Raw genomic sequence first — 21,180 nt, forward strand, 5'->3', positions numbered from 1 at the left:
AGTGGACACGATTGCCAGTCTGTTCAGCTTTATCACCTGGCCCGTCTCATGGGTCATCGTCCAGTTCCACACGTTGTACGGAGCGATCTTCGGCGATGACACGGGCTGGGCCTGGGGCCTGTCCATCGTGTCCCTGGTGGTCCTGATCCGGATCTGTCTGATCCCGCTTTTCGTCAAGCAGATCAAGTCGACCCGGAACATGCAGGTGCTCCAGCCGAAGATGAAGGCGATCCAGGAGCGCTACAAGAGCGACAAGCAGCGTCAGTCCGAAGAGATGATGAAGCTGTACAAGGAGACGGGCACCAACCCGCTCTCCTCGTGCCTTCCCATCCTGGCGCAGTCGCCGTTCTTCTTCGCCCTGTATCACGTGCTCTCGGCCATCGCCTCGGGCAAGACGATCGGTGTCATCGACCAGCCGCTGCTCGACAGCGCCCGTAAGGCACACATCTTCGGTGCTCCGCTCGCTGCCAAGTTCATGGACAGTGCGTCGGACGTCAGCGCTCTCGGCGCCTCTCTGGCCGACGTCCGGGTCGTCACCGCGGTCATGATCGTGATGATGTCGGCGTCGCAGTTCTTCACCCAGCGCCAGCTGATGACGAAGAACGTCGACCTGACGGTCAAGACGCCGTACATGCAGCAGCAGAAGATGCTGATGTACATCTTCCCGCTGATTTTCGCCGTCATGGGCATCAACTTCCCTGTCGGTGTCCTCGTCTACTGGCTGACCACCAACGTCTGGACCATGGGTCAGCAGATGTACGTGATCAACCAGAACCCGACCCCGGGCAGCAAGGCGCAGGACCAGTACCTGGGACGTCTGCTGAAGAGCGTCACCGCTCACGGTGAGGTGCGTGGCAGGACGAAGCGCAATACGGTCAAGCGGATCGTGTCCAAGGGGCCGGACCGCAACGACATCGAGCGGAAGTTCATCACGGGACTGTCCAAGCTGGGCCTCGCCGCCCAGGAGGACGGCACGGTGATCAAGAGCGAGACGGCCGTTGCCGAGGCCGAGGGCGGAGCCGCGCAGCGGCGTCAGCAGCCCAAGCGCCAGACCAAGGCCCAGCGCCAGACCGCCGCCCAGCAGGCCAAGGAGACCGGTTCTGCCGAGCCGGAGTCCAAGACCTCCCTGGACAAGCGGGACGAATCGCAGGACGACGAGCCCAAGCCGGCGGGCAAGCCCGCGTCCGGCTCCTCACGCCAAGCCAAGTCCGGACAGCGCAAGGGTCCGCAGCGGCCCAAGCACCCGTCCAAGAAGTAAGAAGGAGTCCATCCGTGACGGAAGGCACCACCTCCACGGCCGCTGAGGGCAGCGACACCTTGACCCGCCTCGAGCAGGAGGGCGAGATCGCAGCGGACTACCTCGAGGGCCTGCTCGACATCGCCGATCTCGACGGTGACATCGACATGGACGTCGAGGCAGACCGGGCCGCGGTCTCGATCATCAGTGACTCGGCGCGTGATCTGCAGAAGCTCGTGGGTCGCGACGGTGAGGTGCTGGAGGCGCTCCAGGAGCTGACGCGGCTTGCTGTGCACCGGGAGACCGGTGACCGCAGTCGTCTGATGCTGGACATCGCGGGGTTCCGGGCCAAGAAGCGGGCCGAGCTTGCCGAGCTGGGCGCCAAGGCGGCGGACGAGGTCAAGAGCACCGGTGAGCCGGTGAAGCTGGACCCGATGACGCCGTTCGAACGCAAGGTTGTGCACGATGCGGTTGCGGCCGCCGGTCTGCGCAGCGAGTCCGAGGGCGAGGAGCCGCAGCGCTTCGTCGTCGTTCTCCCGGCCTGACCGGACCCTTGTTCTGTCGGCCCCGTCTGTTCGCAGGCGGGGCCGATCTTTGTCAGCCTTGATAGTCAGCCACCCACAGTGCGGTAGTGCGGTATGGAAGGACGGTTCCCGTGACGGCGGAAGTAGAGCTTCCCCAGGCGCCTGAAGGCGCGCGGGCGGTTTTCGGCGAGTTCTTCCCGGAGGCTGTCCGGTACGCGGAACTGCTGGCGGATGCCGGGGTGAAACGGGGGCTGATCGGTCCGCGTGAGGTGCCGCGGTTGTGGGAGCGGCATCTGCTGAACTGTGCCGTGCTCTCCGAGGTCGTGCCAAAGGGCGTCACGGTTTGCGATGTGGGCTCCGGCGCGGGCCTTCCGGGTATTCCGCTCGCACTGGTGCGTCCGGACCTCAAGATCACCTTGCTGGAGCCCTTGCTTCGGCGGACGAATTTCCTTCAGGAAGTCGTCGAACTGCTGGGGCTGAGCCATGTGACGGTTGTGCGCGGTCGGGCCGAGGAGGTTCTGGGGACCCTTCAACCGGTTCACGTCGTTACGGCTCGGGCTGTGGCGCCGCTCGACCGGCTTGCGGGCTGGGGCGTTCCGCTGCTGCGTCCGTACGGAGAGATGCTGGCGCTCAAGGGGGACACCGCCGAGGAGGAGATCGTCGGCGCGCGGGCGGCCTTGAGCAAGCTCGGTGTGGTGGAGACCGAGGTGCTGCATGTCGGCGAGGGCATCGTCGATCCGATGTCCACGGTGGTGCGTGTGGTGGTCGGGGAGAGTCCGGGCGGTGTGAGGTTCGCCGCAAAGAGGGCCAAGGCCGCGAGGACGAGCCGTACGAGGCGCCGTCGCTGACACGGTCCGGTCACGTTGCGGAATCGGCCGTTACATACGGTTTGTTCCGCCCGTCGGTGATGCTCCCGGTAAGCAGACGTACGTGCCCCACGCGGAGTGTCGTGCCCCTGTAGCTACGCTGCGGGGGCATCGTGTTTCACGTGAAACGTCGCTCTCTGCTGCATGGGATCATCAGCCGCGGTCGTGCGGCTGCCGCGCCGCGGCATCGCAAGCCCGTTAGGGCTATGGAGTTGTCCACAGAAGTGGATTCATCCACAGAAGAGCGGGCCTCGCTGGTTCACGACCCCGAAAGCATGGCAGGCTCTGTGCATTGTGAGCCTGAAGTCGAGGAGAGTGAATCCTTGCGGTCCGACGCCAACATCGCGGGACCGATGACCGACCCGGTCCCCGGTCCCCGAACCGAATCGGCGGGGGAGGGTGTTTCACGTGAAACACCGCCGCCGATGGATGACACACCCATCGGTCGCGCGGCCCAGCTGGCGGTCGAGGCCCTAGGTCGCGCCGGCGAGGGCCTGCCCCGTCCTGACCGGACGCGCGTCATGGTGGTGGCCAATCAGAAGGGTGGGGTGGGCAAGACGACCACGACGGTCAATCTTGCCGCTTCGCTCGCGCTTCACGGCGCACGTGTTCTGGTGGTGGACCTCGATCCGCAGGGGAATGCCTCTACGGCTCTGGGTATCGATCACCATGCCGAAGTTCCCTCCATCTATGACGTCCTGGTGGAGAGCAGGCCGCTCTCCGAGGTGGTTCAGCCTGTCCCGGACGTCGAAGGTCTCTTCTGCGCCCCTGCCACGATCGATCTCGCCGGTGCGGAGATCGAGCTGGTGTCGCTGGTGGCGCGGGAGAGCCGACTGCAGCGGGCGATCCAGGCGTATGAGCAGCCGCTGGACTACATTCTGATCGACTGCCCGCCTTCGCTCGGTCTGCTGACGGTCAATGCCCTGGTCGCCGGCGCCGAGGTGTTGATCCCCATTCAGTGCGAGTACTACGCGCTGGAGGGGCTGGGGCAGCTGCTGCGGAACGTGGACCTGGTGCGGGGGCATCTCAACCCCGACCTTCATGTGTCGACGATTCTGCTCACCATGTATGACGGCAGGACCAGGCTCGCTTCGCAGGTCGCGGAGGAGGTGCGCAGTCACTTCGGCAAGGAGGTGCTGCGGACGAACATTCCGCGGTCGGTGCGTATTTCGGAGGCACCGAGCTACGGGCAGACCGTGCTGACCTATGACCCGGGCTCGAGCGGGTCGCTTTCGTACCTCGAAGCGGCGCGTGAGATCGCGTTGCGGGGTGTCGGGGTGCAGTACGAGGCCCAGCATGCCCACACGGGCAGTGGGAACAGCCAGCAGAGCATTTCGGAGGGGATCCAGTGAGTGAGCGTCGAAGAGGGTTGGGGCGTGGGCTAGGTGCCCTGATCCCCGCCGCTCCGCAGGAGAAGCAGGTGCCGTCCACGGGGGTGGGATCGGCCTCTCCCGGGACGGGTCCGGTGATGACGACAGAGCGGGGGGTGGCCGCTGCGAAGGTAGCCACTCTTGCGTCCGCTCCGGCTGTGCCGGAGCCGAGTGCGCCGGTTTCGGAGCCCGAGGCGGCCGCAGCATCGGTGGGAGCCACCGGGGCTTACTTTGCCGAGGTTCCTCTCGGCTCCATCACCCCTAATCCGCGTCAGCCCCGTGAGGTGTTCGACGAGGATGCCCTTGCCGAATTGGTCACCTCCATCAAGGAGGTGGGCCTTCTCCAGCCCGTTGTCGTGCGGAAGACGGGTCCGGAGCGCTATGAGCTCATCATGGGTGAGCGGCGCTGGAGGGCCTGCCGTGAGGCGGGTCTGGATCGGATCCCGGCCATCGTCCGGGCCACGGACGACGAGAAGCTGCTCCTGGACGCGCTTCTGGAGAACCTTCACCGGGCCCAGCTGAATCCGTTGGAGGAGGCGGCCGCCTATGACCAGTTGCTCAAGGACTTCAAGTGCACGCATGACCAGTTGGCCCTGCGGATCGGGCGTTCCCGTCCGCAGGTGTCCAACACACTGCGTCTGCTGAGGCTTTCGCCTCCGGTGCAGCGCAGGGTCGCGGCCGGGGTGTTGTCGGCGGGGCATGCGCGGGCGCTGTTGTCCGTGGACGACTCGGACGAGCAGGACAGGCTGGCGCATCGCATTGTGGCCGAGGGGCTGTCGGTGCGGGCGGTCGAAGAGATCGTGACCCTCATGGAGTCCAGGCCGACGAGTCCTGCCAAGGCCAAGGGGCCGCGGGCCGGTGGACGGGTGTCGCCGGCGCTGTCCGATCTCGCTTCCCGGCTCTCGGACCGCTTCGAGACCAGGGTGAAGGTCGACCTCGGGCACAAGAAGGGGAAGATCGTCGTCGAGTTCGCGTCGATGGAGGATCTGGACCGTATTCTCGGCAGTCTGGCACCAGGCGAGGGGCGGGTGCTGGACCGGGAACCGTCGGAGGACCCTGCCGGGGACGACGAGGGCTGACCTCTGCCGGATGAGCGTTAGGGCAGGCTGTGTTCCGATGGATACCGGAACACAGCCTGCCCTTTACTTTCTCTCGGTGTCGGCTGCATCCCTGGGTGGATACGATGCGTTCTGGTATGGCACATCCGTTCTGAGCCACCTCGGTGGAGGGAGGGCCATGCGATCAGTGAGTCATTGCCGACTGGTGGCAGTGGGGCTGGGCCTGGGGGCCGCTGTCGGAGGGTTCGTCGGCAGTCTGCTCCTGGAACGGAGTGCACTGACTGCCGCACGCGATGCGGCGGGCGAAGGAAGCGAGGAACAGCCTTCATGGGGCGCCGGCTCGTACCGCTCACACTGGACAATCTTTCCGATCTCCCGAAGCGCTGCCGCTCGTGTGTCTTCTGGGAGCTTGATCCGGTCAGCGGCGAAGCTGCAGTAAAGGCGGGAACGCCCGAGCTGGAGAAAGAGGCATGGATCTCGGCCGTTCTGCTGGAGTGGGGTTCGTGCGGCCGCGTTGTCCATGTCGACGATGTTCCGGTGGGCTTCGTTCTCTACGCACCACCGGCCTATGTACCGCGTTCGATGGCCTTTCCTACGAGCCCTGTCTCCCCCGATGCCGTGCAGTTGATGACTGCCTGGATCATGCCGGGCTACCAGGGGCAGGGACTGGGCCGAGTCATGGTGCAGACCGTCGCGAAGGATCTGCTGCGTCGGGGATTCAAGGCGATCGAGGCTTTCGGCGATGCCCGGTGGAAGGAACCTGCCTGTGTGCTTCCCGCGGATCATCTCCTCGCGGTCGGCTTCAAGACCGTACGGCCGCATCCTGTCCATCCGCGGCTGAGACTGGAACTGCGGACGACGCTCTCCTGGAAGGAAGACGTCGAGCTGGCACTGGATCGATTGCTGGGTGCCGTCCAGAAGGAACCGGCGCTGCGGCCGCTGTGATCCGAACGAACACGACCATGAGAAACGGGTCCACCCCCTTGGGGATGGACCCGTTTCACGTGAAACATCGAGCCACGGCTACTAGCTGATGAAGCCTTCGAGGTCGCGGAGGAGAGCGGCCTTCGGCTTGGCTCCGACGATGGTCTTGGCGACCTCGCCGTCCTTGTAGACGTTCAGGGTCGGGATGGACATGACGCCGTACTTGGCGGCCGTGGCCGGGTTCTCGTCGATGTTGAGCTTGACGATCTCGATCTCGTCGCCGTGCTCGGCAGCGATGGCTTCCAGGGAGGGCGCGATCTGGCGGCACGGACCGCACCAGGCGGCCCAGAAGTCCACCAGTACCGGCTTCTCGCTCTTCAGGACGACCTCGTCGAAGGAGTCGTCGGTCACGTTCTTCAGGTCGCCGGCCACGGCGGCCTCCTTAACTTCTTAGGGGTGTGTGGAGTGAGAGGCGTTTGTCAGACGGCGGCCGTGGCGGCCGTCTCGTCGTCGGCGAGCGCAGCGAGGAAGCGCTCGGCGTCGAGAGCGGCCGAGCAGCCGGTGCCAGCAGCGGTGATGGCCTGTCGGTAGGTGTGGTCGACGACATCACCGGCGCCGAAGACACCGTTCACGTTGGTGCGCGTCGAGGGGGCGTCGACCTTGAGGTAGCCCTCGTCGTCGAGTTCGAGCTGCCCCTTGAAGAGCTCGGTGCGCGGGTCGTGGCCCACTGCGATGAACAGGCCGGTCACGGCGAGCTCGGACGTTGCACCGGTCTTGGTGTTCCGAAGGGTCAGGCCGGACAGCTTCTGCTCGCCGTGGACTCCTGCGACCTCGCTGTCCCAGGCGAACTTGATCTTCGGGTCGGCGAAGGCGCGGTCCTGCATGGCCTTGGAGGCACGCAGCGAGTCACGGCGGTGGACGATGGTGACGGACTTGGCGAAGCGGGAGAGGAAGGTTGCTTCCTCCATCGCGGTGTCGCCGCCGCCGACCACTGCGATGTCCTGATCCTTGAAGAAGAACCCGTCACAGGTCGCGCACCAGGAGACGCCGCGGCCGGAGAGGGCGTCCTCGTTGGGCAGGCCCAGCTTGCGGTGCTGGGAGCCGGTCGTCACGATGACGGCCTTGGCGCGGTGCACCGTGCCGGCGGTGTCGGTGACCGTCTTGATGTCGCCGGTGAGGTCCACGGAGACGGCATCATCGGGTACGAGCTCGGCGCCGAAGCGCTCGGCCTGGGCGCGCATGTTGTCCATGAGCTCGGGGCCCATGATCCCGTCCTGGAAGCCCGGGAAGTTCTCCACGTCGGTGGTGTTCATCAGAGCACCGCCGGCGGTGACGGCGCCCTCGAACACCAGCGGCTTCAGCGAGGCGCGTGCGGTGTAAAGGGCGGCCGTGTAGCCCGCGGGGCCGGAGCCGATGATGATCACATTACGGACGTCGCTCACGGGTTTCTTCCTCGTCTCTGCAGACTGCCTACTGTCCACGCCTGATGGGGTCGGTTCAACGACTCTCACCCCACCCAACGGATCCTACGGGGGATGCATTCCCGACGTGCCGGGGCGGCGTTCCGGCACGATTTTCAGGGGCGCGCGTAGGCGTGGGTCAGTAGTAGCTCCGCCTTGGCGGCGGACTTTTCCCGGACGCAGGCCGCATCGACGACATACGCCTGGACGCGGGTCGCGTCGGAGGGGTGCGGCAGGACGACGAGGAAGGCATCCGTGCCCTCGTAGGTGCCTTCTTCCATGGCGAGGGCCGCGGTCTTCCGCCCGATGCCCTGCTCTACACAGAGTGGGACGGATACGGCGGGTGCACGCAACGGCGCTTGAGGCGACTCGGACCCGGGAGAGTCGCTCTTGGGCGTCGATTGGATATCGACGGACGGCGGTGCCTGTTTTTCGGCGTCGGTACCGTCCGGACTCGATGATTTTGCGTTGGCACTCAGAAGGAGTGTTTGGACCCGGCCTTCGAGGGTGGACGCCGTGAAGGTTCCTGTGCCCTTTGGCGCAGAGCTGGAGCCGTGGTCCGCCGCCTTGAGGCTGGCATCCTCCTGGGACGACGACTGGACGTTCTGCAGCATGAAGACGCTCACGCCGACCACGGCTGCACCGAGTGCGGTGCCGAGCACGGCGGTGCGGCGGCGGCGCCGGGCCGATCGGCGGCCGGGGCCAGTGGTCGCCCGGGGATGCCCGGCAGGGCGGTCCGAGAGGCTGGGCTCCGCGTCCGGCTTCTGTGCGACGGGAGGTTCTGTTTCACGTGAAACATGCGGCACTGCGCCGACCGACGCCGTGGTACTGAGAGCCTCGGCGGCGAGCGCGGCGTCGAGGCGGTCCACGACATCGTCGGGCATGTGTTGGGGCGCGGGCACGGTGCCGAGCAGATCGCGGATCTCCGCGAGTGAGGCATGGACATCGCCGCAGAGCGCGCAGCCGTCCACATGGCCGCGTACCTCTGCCGCACGTGACGGCGGGAGCAGCCCCTCCGTGAGATCGGAGATCTCCGAGACATCCGGGTGCTGGGTCGTTTCGGTCGTTGATGTCATGCGCGCCCACCTCCACCCTTCACTGCAGCAGGATCGCTTGTCTCCGCGTCCCTCGGCCCCGATGCGGGTGGGACGGATGCGCGCGGCGTCCGGTTCCTTCCCATGGCGGCTTCCTCGGCTCCTGTGCCCTCACCGCGTAGGTGGGTGAGCAGAGGAGCCAGCCGGGCTCTGCCCCGCGCGCAGCGGCTCTTCACGGTGCCTGTCGGTACGTCGAGGATGCGTGCCGCCTCGGCCACGGGGTAGCCCTGCATGTCCACGAGGACCAGGGCGGCGCGCTGCTCTGCGGGGAGAGTGGCGAGTGCGGCCAGGAGTTCGCGGTGCAGGTCCCGGCGCTCCGCCGGGGCCTCGGCGGACTCGTGCGGTTCGAGGAGCTGGTCGAACCGTTCGGTGTCATCGACCGGCGAGGTCTTGCGGGTGGCCGCCTTACGGATCCGGTCGAGGCAGGCATTGACGGTGATGCGGTGCAGCCAGGTGGTGACGGCGGACTGGCCGCGGAAGGTGTGGGCGGCCCGGAAAGCGGAGACCAGCGCGTCCTGGACGGCGTCGGCGGCTTCCTCGCGGTCGCCCAGGGTCCGCAGTGCCACGGCCCACAGCCGGTCGCGGTGGCGTCGTACGAGCTCGCCGAAGGCGTCGGGTTCACCGGCCACATGGCGAGCGAGGAGGTCTGAGTCGCTGAGTGGTTCCGACGGCTCGGCGGCCACCTCCCCCTCCCTCCCTCTCTGCGTCAAGGTGCGTCTGTCTATCACGATTCGAGTGAGCAGGGGCAGGGGGCGGAAGACGAACGGTATGAGATCGAGCGGCCGGCCCTGACGGTGCGCGGAAGGCCGGTGGGAGCCCGCTCCCACCGGCCTTCCGTATCAGCCCAGTACCGAGATCTCCGAGATTCCGCCACGGAAGCCGTCGGACGTCCCGTCCGACGGGAGCTCCGTGATGTGGATCAGCACGAAGCGGGTCCGTACGGGCTTGGCGAGGGACTCCTTCAGATCGCTCCCCACCGTCGCGAGCTTGGTGAGGCGCTGAGGGAAGTCCGAGAGGGACGACGGGGCTGAGGCGTTCGCATCGGCCGCGAGCACTTCGGCCTTCTGCCCGCTGCGGAACATCTCGACCTTGATGCCGTTGACGTCCTGGACACTGCCCAGATCGACGACTATGCCGCTGCCATCCCTACGGGGCGCGAGATTGCCGAAATTTGCGTAGCCCTGGTAGCGGGGGGTGACCCAGGCGGTAGTCGCACTGCCGTCGATGGCGTTCGGCACGTCCTTCTGCTTTATCCCTGAGCCACTGGGCATGAACTCCGTCGCACCGGCGATCCGCAGCGGCTTGAGCGGGGCCGGAGGCTTGTTGTCGTCGTTCTCCGGGGTCGTCTGCGTGGTGTCGTCGTTCCCCGAGTCGTTGCTGCGTTCGAGAAGCGTCTCGGCGAGCTGCCAGCTGCCGAGACCCAGTGCGGCGATGAGCAGCGCGGACACCGCCCACTTGAGGACCTTGCCGGTGCGGCTCTGGAGCGGGGCCGGGGGCACGGCGATCACGGGTTGCGTGGTGACGCCGGGGCCGGTGGCCGGGCGCCCGTAGGTGCCCTGCTGGTAGGTCGTGCGCTGGTACTCCGGAGGCGCTGTGAAGGTGGGCTCCGGGGGGCGGATACGGGGCATCGCGGCGACGGCCTTGGCCAGTTCGTCCGGGGTGGTGCACGGCTGCTCCTGCCGGGAGGCAGTGGCGCCGTCATTGGCGAGTGCGCGCATGGCGATCTCGGACAGGCCGCGATGGACACCGGCCCGTACCTGGTCCGGGGCGATCAGCCCCACTCCCTTGGGCAGGCCGGACAGACCGTAGGCATCGGTTTCGTACGGCCAGCGCTGGGTCAGTGCGGCATAGAGCAGGGCGCCGATCGCCTCGGTGTCCGCGCGCTGCGGGCCGTCGGCGGTGATACCCCGCAGTGCGGCGTTCACCGCGAGGCCGCGGATCCGGTACTGCCCGGTCGAGCTGCGCAGCACCGCGCCCGGGGTCAGCCTCAGATGCGCGAGGCCCTCTCGGTGCGCGGCTGCCATGGCCTGGGAGATCTGGCTGACGAGCTGGTACGCGTCGTGCGCGTCCATCGGTCCCGCGGCCAGCAGCGAGGTGAGCTCGGTGGCGTCGGGGAGCCATTCGTGGACCACGTAGACGAGGTCGTTCTCCTCGACCGCGTCGAGGACCTGCACGAAGCGCGGGTCGCCGAGCAGCGCGGAGGAGCGGGCTGCGGCCAGCACCGACCGGGCTCGGGGGTGGTCGGCGGGCAGCAGATGGACGCCGACCGCGCGGCGCAGTTTCTCATCGACAGCGCGCCAGCTGCTGAACCCGTCCAGTCGGGTGACGCACTCTTCGAGCCGGTAGCGTCTGGCCAGTTTGTGCCCGCTGTGCAGATCAGGGGTCGGCAGAGTGGCCTCGGAGCCGATGCGCTCACCGTCCGTGTCCTGAGGCTCGTTGCCCGTTGTGTCCTGAGCTTTCGCCGTCCCGTCGGTCGTGGCCTCGTCCGCCTTGGCGGCCAGCGGTTCATCACCGCTGTTGTCGGCCACGTCGACGGCAGCCGTGCTACGTTCCGCCACCGTCGTTCCTGCCTCCCCATCCGTTGCGCGATGCCAGCCAGCCCTGCACAGTCACGCCAATTGTGCCCACACTCCGGCGCTATGCACGACACGCAAAGGGCGGTGATGGTTGTGCGGCTGCGATCTTCAGCGCCCGAGCCGTCCTCGGACCATGCCGACCATGCCGTTGATCTCTTCGATCCGCATCCGCTTGGCGGCGACGAAGAAGACGCCCAGCAGAACGGCCCCACCGCAGATCAGCGCGACGAGTGAACCGAAGGCGCTTTCGCCGAGGCCCATGAGAACAGCGAAGCCGACGCCGCCGCCGAGCGCCGCTGCCGGGATGGCGGCCAGGCACAGGCGGGCGTAGGTGCGGACGATGTGGGCGCCGTCCAGATCGCCGCCCAGCCGGTTGCGCAGCCGTCGCCAGGCGATGCCCACGCCGACGGCGTAGGCGAGTCCGTACGAGGCAGCCATGCCGACCACGGCCCACTGGGCCGGCAGGATCACGTAGCAGAGGGCCGAGGCGGCCGCGTTGACCGCGGCGACGATGACCGTGTTGTAGAAGGGCGTCCGGGTGTCCTCGTAGGCGTAGAAGCCTCGCAGCACCACGTACTGCACGGAGTACGGGATCAGGCCGAGACCGAATGCCATGAGGATGAAGCCCATGGACCGGGCCGCTTCGGGGCCCGCGGAGGCATACAGCAGGGTGCACATCGGCAGGCCGAGGGCGAGGAACATGAAGGCCACCGGCACGATCGCCACGGCCGAGTTCCGCAGTCCCTGAGAGATGTCGTCGCGGACGGCGCCCGGGTCGTCGTCGTGGGCGGCGCGGGAGATGCGGGGCAGCAGGGCCGCCATGACCGACACGGTGATGATGGCCTGCGGCATGCCCCAGATGAGCTGGGCGTTGGAGTACGCGAGGATGCCGGTGCCGTCCTTGTCGGACAGTTTGCCCGCCGACGTCGCGAGCTGGGTGACGACGATCACGCCCGCCTGGTTGGCGAGCACGAACAGTACGGTCCACTTCGCCAGCTTGACCGTCTTGCCGAGCCCGTGTCCCTTCCAGTCGAAGCGCGGCCGGAAGCGGAAGCCGGCCTCGCGGAGATACGGGACCATGGCCAGGGCCTGGACGACCAGGCCGAGCAGCGTTCCGATGCCCAGGAGCCGGATGCCCTCCGGCGGGATCGTCTGGACCCCCATCCGGGATTCGGCGGAGGTGCCGTAGACCCAGATGAACATGCCGAACGTGAAGATCATGACGATGTTGTTGAGGACCGGGGTCCACATCATCGCGCCGAACCGGCCACGGGCGTTGAGGATCTGGCCCATCACGACGTGTACGCCCATGAAGAAGATGGTCGGCAGGCAGTACCGGGCGAACGTCACGGCGACGCTGTTGGCGGCCGCGTCCCCGGCGATCGTCGGCGACATCATGTGGATCAGCCACGGAGCGGCGAAGACCGCGATCGCGACGATCACACCGAGCGCGACCATCACCAGGGTCAGCAGCCGGTTGGCGTAGGCCTCGCCGCCGTCCTCGTCGTCCTTCATGGAACGGACGAGCTGGGGAACGAAGACCGAGTTCAGCCCGCCGCCGACGGTGAGGATGTAGATCATCGTCGGCAGGGTGTAGGCGATGGTGAAGCTGTCGCCGAGGAGTGCCGCACCGAGCGCGGCGGTGATCACGAGGCTGCGGACGAACCCGGTGAGCCGGGACACGAGTGTGCCGGCCGCCATGACCGCGCTGGATTTCAGCAGGCTGGAGGCGCGGCCACCGGACTTGGGCGGTGCGGGCGCCGGGGCGGGCTCGGGCTCGGCCGGGGCGGGGGAGGGTCCTGCCGGTCCTGCCGGGCCCTCCTGGTCCCGGAACAGGTGGGCGAAGGCGTCCGGCTGTTCACGGTCGTGGGACGCCTGGCTGACGAGATCGTCGACCCCGACGAACCGGGTGGTCGCCGGGTTGTCGCCGTACGGCAGGTGCCGCGACGGTCCGTCGGGCTCGGGGGGCGGCGTCTGTGCCCAGATGCGCGGGTCGGGTGGGTACTGCGCCGCGGGCGGCTGCTGGTAGAGCGGATGGGGCTGCTGGTAGGTGCCAGGTGGTGGCGGAGGGTGCGAGGCGCGGTCGTACAGCGCCTCGGTCACCGGATCCTGGACGGACAGGTCCTGGGCCCGGTAGGGGTCGTAGTCGTACGCGGACTGCAGGTACGGATCGGGCGTCGGCGGAACCTGGTCCGGTGCGGGAGGGACCGGGGGCCCACCGGAAGACCCGGCTCCACCCGCACCCCGACCGCGGTCACCGTCGTACGGCGCGTTCATCGAAACCCCACCTCATCGTCCCCGGCCGACCGGCCACGACAGACATCGCTCAACGTTCCACTTTCTCACCCGGGCCCGACGGTGCCCCGCTTTCCGGACCGGTGTCCGGCGTCGGGTCACTCGGCTGCTCGGGATCGCTGCCGTCGTCGCCGGCCGCACCGCCGGCGTTGGCCCGCTTGCGCTGGGTGTACATCCTGATGCCTGCGAGGACCAGAAGCAGCAGCCCGCCGGCGATCACCAGCAGCACGGTCGGGGTGAGCTCGGAGACCTTCACGGTGAAGGTCATCTCTCCGCCGTACGGCGTGCCGTCCTCGGTGTAGAGCTGTGCGGTCATCTGCACCTGGCCGTTGATGTTGGCCGCGGCGTCGAACTTCACGGACTGACTGTGGCCGCCGGCGATCCGGATCGGCTGCTCCGCCACGGCTCCGCCGTCGTTCAGCCTGAGCCGGGTCGCGTTCTCCGACTTCAGCCGGAGGACCAGGTGGTCCACGCCCTGCAACAGCCTGTTCTGCACGGTCACCGGGATCGTGGCACTGCGGCCGGACAGAGTGACGTCCGACTTCGAGATGAGCTGGACCTCGTTGATCAGGCCCTGCAGATAGGTGCGTACCGAGTCCCGGTACTGCTGGGCCTCCAGCGGCCTGCCGCGCCACGACGTCGACATGGACCGGTTGACCGCGTTACCGAAGGGGGTCACCACCCGCTCCGGCCGGGCGAGGATGACCTGGAAGTTGTTGAGCGAGGCCTGGGTGGACTTGATGTCCTGGAACGCCTGGGTGGGCAGCTCCTGGCTGCGGAGCCGCTTCGGGTACTGGGAGGAGCCGGGGACGCTGGTCGTCGCGTCCGCGTCGGGCTTCGCCTCGGCCGCGTCGACGAGCCCGAGGGACTGGGTCCAGCGTTCGTCGTCGAGGGAGTGCAGGGCGGTGGCCATGGACTGGGCCTGGGCGACCGTCGGCATCCGCTGCGGCGCGACGACGATGCTCCGTTCCTCGCCCGTGTCCTGCTCGGTCAGGGCGAGGGTCTGCGCGAGGAACTTCTGCACAGCGAGGGTGGACTTCCCCGCCTTCGACATATCGCCCTGGAAGGCCGTGGAGAGCTGGGCGTCCGCGACGACGGCGGTGGTGCCGCCGCCGATGGGACGGGCCGACGTCGGCGTGTACGACAGACCGCGGGTCTCCTGGAGGCTGTCGCTGCGGGCGATAATGTTGTGCGCGCCGGCCGAGGTGGCGACGTCGATGATCGACGGGTCCACCGCCCCGTCGACGGGCCAGGCGAAGTCGGTCGACGGCTTCACATGCAGGATGGTCTGCACCGTTGTCCCGGCCACATCCGTGGCGGTCTGCAGGTGGCTGAGGGTGCCCGACACGTTCTTGCCGCGGTGTGCGAGAGAAGCCAGATCGGGGTCGGCGAACGGCAGCGCGACGACCGTGCCGTCCGACACCGCGGCTTGCAGAGAGGTGAGCCACTTCTTCGCCACGGCCTGGTTCTTCCCGGCGACGGTGGTGTCGCCGGACTTCACGCGGTAGTTCCGTGCCATCGCGTCGACGGCGGCCAGCAGATCCGGGTCGATGACCCACGTCACAGGCAGCTGGCTGCCCAGCGAGACCAGCTGTTCGAGGCGCCCGCCCGGCGCGAGTTCGGCGGCCAGGTCGTCATCCGCGAACACGGGGGTCTGCTGATCGTCGGAGCCGGTTTCGGCGGTGACGTGGGGCGACGCGATGAGCGGCCAGAGATAGGTGACCTCCGTCCTGGAGTCACGCTGCTCCTGCTGCCAGGGCAGGAAGGTGCGCTGGATCCCCAGCACGTGGTCGTACCGGGCCTGGGAGGTCTGCCCCGACAGCGAGACACCGAGCTGGTAGACGCCGTCGTCGCCGAGCCCGAGCTTGTCGACCGGGACGGACAGCGTGAAGTCCTGGCTGATTCCGGAAGAGAGCTTGGCAAGCTTCACCGTGTACTTGCCGCCGAGCGGGGCGGGGTCGCTGCCGGGGACGTAACCGGTGCGCTTGGCCGCGGCGTCGATCGACATCCTGCCGTAGAGCCTCGGCCCCACTCGCAGGTCGACCTCCGCCTGCGTGATCGCCTCCTTGCCCCTGTTGGTCACAGTGCCGGAGACGGTGAGCTTATCCCCCTTCACCGGTGCGCTCGGAGCGAGAGTGTTCAGTGACACATCGACCGTCTCGGAGCCGGTGGGGGCCTTTGCGGTCCCGCCGGTCTGTGCGGCGGACGCAGTCGGTCCGGCCAGCAGCACGGCGACGATCGGCGCCCCGATGATCGTGGCGGCTGTGCGCCGCAGCCACCGGCGGGCAGGAGAGGGACCGATCCCCTGAATGTCTGCCGCCTCGGCCACGCGCTTACCCGTCCCTCGTCGTCGTCAGCTGGTGTCGATGGTTGTCGGTTGCTGCGTCCCCGCATGGTAACGATGTGCGCGGGTGCCAAGTGCTGGGGAGTCCGCTACATGATCGGAAGAGTCTCGCAGGGCGGGACGAAACCAGGACGACCGGGCCGGTCCGGGCACGTACCCTTTTCTGTTGTGTCGAACGCCAATGAAGACAGCTCCCGTGCCCTGACCCAGGTGCAGCACCGCGCAGTCAGCGAACTGCTGCGGGTGTCACCGGTCGCCGACGATCTCGCCCGCCGTTTCCAGGATGCCGGATTCAGTCTCGCTCTGGTCGGCGGCTCGGTCCGGGACGCGCTTCTCGGCAGGCTCGGGAACGACCTGGACTTCACGACGGATGCCCGCCCCGAGGCCGTACTGAAGATCGTCCGGCCGTGGGCCGACTCGGTGTGGGAGGTCGGGATCGCCTTCGGCACCGTGGGTGTCCAGAAGGACGGCTACCAGATCGAAGTCACCACATACAGGTCGGAGGCGTACGACAGGACCTCACGGAAGCCCGAGGTGTCCTACGGCGACTCCATCGAGGAAGACCTCGTCCGCCGTGACTTCACGGTCAATGCCATGGCCGTCGCGCTTCCGCAGAAGGAATTTGTCGACCCTCATGGCGGTCTTGAGGACCTGGCCCACCGCACGCTGCGCACCCCCGGAACGCCCGAGGAATCCTTCTCCGACGATCCGCTGCGCATGCTGCGTGCTGCTCGCTTCGCCGCGCAGCTGGACTTCGACGTCGCCCCCGACGTGGTCACGGCGATGACGGAAATGGCCGGCCGTCTCGAGATCGTCTCCGCCGAGCGGGTCCGGGAGGAGCTCAACAAACTGCTGCTCTCCGCCAACCCTCGCAAGGGACTGGCGCTCCTCGTCGACACGGGACTGGCACAGCAGGTGCTGCCGGAGCTCCCCGCCCTGCGTCTGGAAAGTGACGAGCATCACCGGCACAAGGATGTCTACGAGCACTCGCTGACTGTCCTGGAGCAGGCGATCGACCTGGAGGAGGACGGGCCCGATCTGGTTCTGCGCCTTGCCGCTCTGCTCCATGACATCGGCAAGCCGAGGACACGGCGCTTCGAGAAGGACGGGCGCGTCTCGTTCCATCACCACGAGGTGGTGGGCGCCAAGATGACCAAGAAGCGGCTGGCCGCGCTCAAGTACTCCAACGACACGGTCAAGGACGTCTCGAAGCTCGTGGAGCTTCACCTGCGCTTCCACGGTTACGGCGACGGAGAGTGGACCGACTCCGCGGTGCGCCGCTATGTACGTGATGCGGGCCCGCTCCTGGAGCGGCTGCACAAGCTGACCCGCTCGGACTGCACCACGCGGAACAAGCGTAAGGCCGCCGCCCTCTCGCGGACCTATGACGGGCTCGAGGAGCGCATTGCGCAGCTGCGGGAGCAGGAGGAGCTGGATGCTGTCCGGCCCGACCTGGACGGCAACGAGATCATGAAGACGCTGGGTGTCGGTCCCGGGCCGGTGATCGGCAAGGCCTACGCGTTCCTACTGGAGCTGCGACTGGAGCACGGACCGTTGGGTCATGACGTGGCGATCGAGAAGCTCAGGAAGTGGTGGGCCGCGCAGAGCTGATGCCGCTGAAGGGCTGATCGGCAGGAGAACGGAAACGGGTGCGGTCATGTTTCACGTGAAACATGACCGCACCCGTTTCCGTGAGCGGCGCTGTTTCACGTGAAACAACGCCGCTCGCCACAGCGCTCCCCGCCGCAGTGCCTCTCACGCACGCCCGAGCGCCCTCTCGGCGCGGCTCCACCGGAACAGTGGCACGGCGACGACCGCATAGAGCACGGCCACTCCGATCACCACGACGAACGACTGCCCGTCAGGAGGCAGTATCCGGGCGGAGACCCCGGCAGCGCCCACGAACGCTACGTTGAACAGCACGTCGTAGAGGGAGAAGACCCGGCCGCGGAAGGCGTCGTCCACCGAGGTCTGCACCACGGTGTCCGTTGCGATCTTCGCGCCCTGGGTGACGAGTCCGAGGATGAATGCCGCGACGAGTGTCGGCGCGGGGACGAACCACAGCCCCAGTGCGGGTTCGAGGACGGCGGCCGCCGCCGCGCACACCGCCATCCAGCGGAACCGCCCGAGCCACCCCACCGCCCACGGCGTCACCACCGCCGCCGCGAAGAACCCCGCGCCGGATATCCCCACAGCCAGCCCGAGGAGGGCCAGGCCTTCGGATTCGCTGTCGGACCAGGCGTACCGGCACAGCATCAGCACCATCACGGTCAGCGCCCCGTAACAGAAGCGGATCACGGTCATGGCGGCCAGCGCACGGGTGGCCTGCTTCCGTTCCGCCAGATGGCGCAGCCCGTCGGCGAGCCCCCGAGCCGTGATGCCCAGAGCTTTCCGTAGCCGGATGTGGCGCCCGTCCTGATCCGGTCCGAGGAGTCCGGTGGCCAGCCTCAGGGAGGCCAGTGCCGCAGTGAGGTAGAGCGCCGCACCCAGCAGCACCACTGCCGCGTCGGAGTCGGCGAGCAGCAGCCGCACGACGAAGGCGAGGCCGCCGCCGGCCGTGGCGGCGAGCGTGCCCGCGGTCGGTGAGAGCGAGTTGGCCAGCACCAGCCGGTCTCTGTCGACGACACGCGGCAGCGCGGCCGAGAGCCCGGCCAGCACGAAGCGGTTGACCGCGGTGACGCACAGCGCCGAGACGTAGAAGAGCCAGTCGGGTGCGGCGCCGAGGATCAGGAACGCGGTGCAGCAGGCGAGTGCGGCGCGCAGCAGGTTGCCGTACAGAAAGACCTGCCGGCGTGGCCAGCGGTCCAGCAGGACGCCGGCGAAGGGGCCGATGAGCGAGTACGGCAGGAGCAGCACGGCCATGGCGGAGGCGATGGCCGCCGCCGATGCCTGCTTCTCCGGGGAGAAGACGACGTGCGCCGCCAGTGCGACCTGATAGACGCCGTCCGCCGACTGGGAGAGAAGCCGTACGGCGAGCAGACGACGGAAGTTCCGAAGGCGCAGGAGTACGCGCAGATCACCTACGACGGGCATGTGATCAAGGGTCACATACGTTGAGGGTCCCCGGGTGGATGACCCGGGGACCCTCAACGGTGCGGAAAGGAAGGAGCGTTGCCGCTCGTCACCGAGGAGCGTTGCCGCTCATCACTGAGCCGCGTTGCCGCTCGTCACCGATCCGCTTCGACGCGCCGTATCCGGTCGCGTCAGTTGGCGGCCTCGCCCTTGATGAACTTCTCGACGTTCTCGCGGGCCTCGTCGTCGAAGTACTGGACCGGCGGGGACTTCATGAAGTACGAGGACGCGGAGAGGATCGGGCCACCGATGCCGCGGTCCTTCGCGATCTTCGCGGCACGGACGGCGTCGATGATGACACCGGCGGAGTTCGGGGAGTCCCACACCTCGAGCTTGTACTCCAGGTTCAGCGGAACGTCACCGAAGGCACGGCCCTCGAGGCGCACGTAGGCCCACTTGCGGTCGTCCAGCCAGGCCACGTAGTCCGACGGACCGATGTGGACGTTGTCCGCACCGAGCTCGCGGTCACGGATCTGGGAGGTGACGGCCTGCGTCTTGGAGATCTTCTTGGACTCCAGGCGCTCACGCTCGAGCATGTTCTTGAAGTCCATGTTGCCGCCGACGTTCAGCTGCATCGTGCGGTCCAGGATGACGCCCCGGTCCTCGAAGAGCTTTGCCATCACGCGGTGCGTGATGGTGGCGCCGACCTGCGACTTGATGTCGTCGCCGACGATCGGGACACCGGCCTCGGTGAACTTGTCCGCCCACTCCTTGGTGCCGGCGATGAAGACCGGGAGAGCGTTGACGAACGCGACCTTGGCGTCGATGGCGCACTGCGCGTAGAACTTCGCGGCGACCTCGGACCCGACGGGCAGGTAGCAGACGAGGACGTCGACCTTGCGGTCCTTCAGGACCTGGACGATGTCGACCGGGGCCTCGGCCGACTCCTCGATGGTCTCGCGGTAGTACTTGCCCAGGCCGTCGTGGGTGTGGCCGCGCTGGACCGTCACGCCGGTGCTGGGAACGTCGGCGATCTTGATGGTGTTGTTCTCGCTCGCACCGATGGCGTCCGCGAGGTCGAGACCGACCTTCTTCGCGTCGACGTCGAAGGCGGCGACGAACTCGACGTCCCGCACGTGGTAGTCGCCGAACTGGACGTGCATCAGGCCGGGCACCTTGCCGGCCGGATCGGCGTCCTTGTAGTACTCGACGCCCTGGACCAGCGAGGCGGCGCAGTTGCCCACGCCGACGATGGCTACGCGAACCGAACCCATTCCGGTTGCTCCCTGTGTGTAATGGATGTTCCCGATGAAGTCCCGCGGATCTGCGGGGACCTCACTTTGAGGTGTCGTCGGACGGATCCGGCAGGGTGTCACCCCGGTGCCGGGGCAGGCCGTCCGTCTCTCCTGCTGTGTTCTGCTGAGCTTCGCCCCCGGGCGAGGATCGTCGCTGATCCCGTCCCGACCGCTCGCTCTCGATGAGCTCGTTCAGCCAGCGCACTTCGCGCTCCACGGACTCCATGCCGTGTCGCTGCAGCTCAAGTGTGTAGTCGTCGAGGCGCTCGCGGGTGCGGGCCAGAGAGGCCCGCATCTTCTCCAGGCGCTCCTCCAGCCGGCTGCGCCGGCCTTCCAGCACCCGCATCCGCACCTCGTGCTCCGTCTGCCCGAAGAAGGCGAAACGGGCTGCGAAGTGCTCGTCCTCCCAGGAGTCGGGGCCGGTGTGCGAAAGCAGCTCCTCGAAGTGCTCCTTACCTTCCGCCGTCAGCCGGTAGACGATCTTGGCGCGGCGCCCGGACAGTGAGGAGGCGGGGGCGACCGCACGGCCGGCGGCGGGCGGAAGGACGGCCGGGGCCGTTCCCGGCTCCTCGATCAACCAGCCGTTGGCGACCAGCGTCTTGAGGCAGGGGTAGAGGGTGCCGTAGCTGAAGGCGCGGAAGATCCCCAGCGACGTGTTGAGGCGTTTGCGCAACTCGTACCCGTGCATCGGGGACTCGCGGAGCAGACCGAGAACGGCGAATTCGAGGATGCCGGAGCGTCTGCTCAACTTCGCCTCCTCCTTCTCCGTGTGCTCTCGCGGAGCCCTGTGCCGAGCTGATGTAGCGAGCTGATGTATCGACTCGATACATCATGACGATAGATCGGTCGTCGCCCTGGGACAAGAGGGGGCATCGTGAACGGCGTCACATCGAGAATTCATAGGCACCGACTTGCGCTGTTTGGGGTGAAGTTCGGCCCTAGGAGGGTTTTGACCGTGCGTAGTCTGTGCGGCATGCAGACCACCGGGAACCGCGAGACGGCCGCGCGCGTCAGTCTTCGCGGACCAGTCGGAGGTACTGCGGATGAGCCTGTCGCAGGGCTGGTCCGTCATTCGGGGGGACCGGATCTCAGCCGCCGCTTCCAGGCGTTCTTGCCTGCCCGAGG

17 protein-coding genes are annotated in these 21,180 nt (G+C 67.5%); 7 read left to right on the forward strand and 10 right to left on the reverse strand.

The window, feature by feature from the left end; genetic code table 11:
• Position 1 precedes the first annotated feature (1 nt).
• The 6 genes from yidC to OH735_RS18495 all read left to right on the forward strand — a co-directional run bounded on the left by yidC (position 2) and on the right by OH735_RS18495 (position 6,000).
• Positions 2–1,258 (forward strand): membrane protein insertase YidC, encoded by a 1,257-nt coding sequence (gene yidC / locus OH735_RS18470; RefSeq protein WP_406382631.1) that lies wholly within the window; start codon positions 2–4, stop codon positions 1,256–1,258.
• A gap of 14 nt (positions 1,259–1,272) precedes the next feature.
• A complete protein-coding gene (locus OH735_RS18475; RefSeq protein ID WP_114245516.1) occupies positions 1,273–1,782 on the forward strand; it encodes a R3H domain-containing nucleic acid-binding protein in 510 nt (169 codons plus the stop codon).
• 110 nt (positions 1,783–1,892) lie between these two features.
• Entirely contained in the window at positions 1,893–2,609 is a 717-nt protein-coding gene (rsmG, locus tag OH735_RS18480; RefSeq protein WP_406382632.1) for a 16S rRNA (guanine(527)-N(7))-methyltransferase RsmG, read from the forward strand.
• Positions 2,610–2,902: 293 nt separating this feature from the next.
• The gene (locus OH735_RS18485; protein WP_383752465.1) at positions 2,903–3,979 is read left to right on the forward strand and encodes a ParA family protein; all 1,077 of its coding nucleotides are present in this window, start codon (positions 2,903–2,905) and stop codon (positions 3,977–3,979) included.
• Positions 3,976–5,076 carry a ParB/RepB/Spo0J family partition protein gene (locus OH735_RS18490; protein WP_406382633.1) on the forward strand — a complete coding sequence of 367 codons (1,101 nt, stop codon included), beginning with the start codon at positions 3,976–3,978 and terminating at the stop codon, positions 5,074–5,076. Before OH735_RS18485 ends, OH735_RS18490 begins: the two co-directional genes overlap by 4 nt.
• Before the next feature lie 306 nt (positions 5,077–5,382).
• The gene (locus OH735_RS18495) at positions 5,383–6,000 is read left to right on the forward strand and encodes a GNAT family N-acetyltransferase (protein ID WP_406382634.1); all 618 of its coding nucleotides are present in this window, start codon (positions 5,383–5,385) and stop codon (positions 5,998–6,000) included.
• 81 nt (positions 6,001–6,081) lie between these two features.
• Here the strand turns inward: OH735_RS18495 and trxA are convergent, their stop codons facing one another.
• The 7 genes from trxA to OH735_RS18530 form a co-directional block, all read right to left on the reverse strand.
• Complete coding sequence (gene trxA / locus OH735_RS18500) at positions 6,082–6,411, reverse strand: thioredoxin (RefSeq protein ID WP_266747322.1); 330 nt, start codon at positions 6,409–6,411, stop codon at positions 6,082–6,084.
• Between the two features lie 47 nt (positions 6,412–6,458).
• Positions 6,459–7,421 (reverse strand): thioredoxin-disulfide reductase, encoded by a 963-nt coding sequence (gene trxB / locus OH735_RS18505; RefSeq protein WP_406382635.1) that lies wholly within the window; start codon positions 7,419–7,421, stop codon positions 6,459–6,461.
• Between the two features lie 134 nt (positions 7,422–7,555).
• Positions 7,556–8,515 (reverse strand): hypothetical protein, encoded by a 960-nt coding sequence (locus OH735_RS18510; RefSeq protein ID WP_406382636.1) that lies wholly within the window; start codon positions 8,513–8,515, stop codon positions 7,556–7,558.
• Positions 8,512–9,216 (reverse strand): RNA polymerase sigma factor SigM, encoded by a 705-nt coding sequence (sigM, locus tag OH735_RS18515; protein WP_406382637.1) that lies wholly within the window; start codon positions 9,214–9,216, stop codon positions 8,512–8,514. The genes OH735_RS18510 and sigM overlap by 4 nt, the downstream gene beginning before the upstream one ends.
• Before the next feature lie 156 nt (positions 9,217–9,372).
• Entirely contained in the window at positions 9,373–11,091 is a 1,719-nt protein-coding gene (locus tag OH735_RS18520) for a serine/threonine protein kinase (protein WP_406382638.1), read from the reverse strand.
• 126 nt (positions 11,092–11,217) lie between these two features.
• Positions 11,218–13,386: a murein biosynthesis integral membrane protein MurJ gene (gene murJ / locus OH735_RS18525; protein WP_406382639.1), complete on the reverse strand. Its 2,169-nt coding sequence runs from the start codon at positions 13,384–13,386 to the stop codon at positions 11,218–11,220.
• A gap of 49 nt (positions 13,387–13,435) precedes the next feature.
• Positions 13,436–15,733, reverse strand: a complete 2,298-nt coding sequence (locus tag OH735_RS18530) for a DUF6049 family protein (RefSeq protein ID WP_406382640.1) — start codon at positions 15,731–15,733, stop codon at positions 13,436–13,438.
• 183 nt (positions 15,734–15,916) lie between these two features.
• On the opposite strand from OH735_RS18530, the gene OH735_RS18535 reads away from it, so the two are divergent.
• Complete coding sequence (locus OH735_RS18535; protein ID WP_406382641.1) at positions 15,917–17,359, forward strand: CCA tRNA nucleotidyltransferase; 1,443 nt, start codon at positions 15,917–15,919, stop codon at positions 17,357–17,359.
• A 144-nt stretch (positions 17,360–17,503) separates the two neighbouring features.
• Here the strand turns inward: OH735_RS18535 and OH735_RS18540 are convergent, their stop codons facing one another.
• The 3 genes from OH735_RS18540 to OH735_RS18550 all read right to left on the reverse strand — a co-directional run bounded on the left by OH735_RS18540 (position 17,504) and on the right by OH735_RS18550 (position 20,803).
• Entirely contained in the window at positions 17,504–18,781 is a 1,278-nt protein-coding gene (locus OH735_RS18540) for an MFS transporter (protein WP_406382642.1), read from the reverse strand.
• Between the two features lie 170 nt (positions 18,782–18,951).
• Entirely contained in the window at positions 18,952–20,034 is a 1,083-nt protein-coding gene (locus OH735_RS18545) for an inositol-3-phosphate synthase (RefSeq protein ID WP_406382643.1), read from the reverse strand.
• Between the two features lie 61 nt (positions 20,035–20,095).
• A complete protein-coding gene (locus OH735_RS18550) occupies positions 20,096–20,803 on the reverse strand; it encodes a helix-turn-helix transcriptional regulator (RefSeq protein WP_406382644.1) in 708 nt (235 codons plus the stop codon).
• Positions 20,804–21,180 lie beyond the last annotated feature (377 nt).

The organism is Streptomyces sp. NBC_01618, assembly GCF_045209435.1.
Classification (GTDB): domain Bacteria; phylum Actinomycetota; class Actinomycetes; order Streptomycetales; family Streptomycetaceae; genus Streptomyces.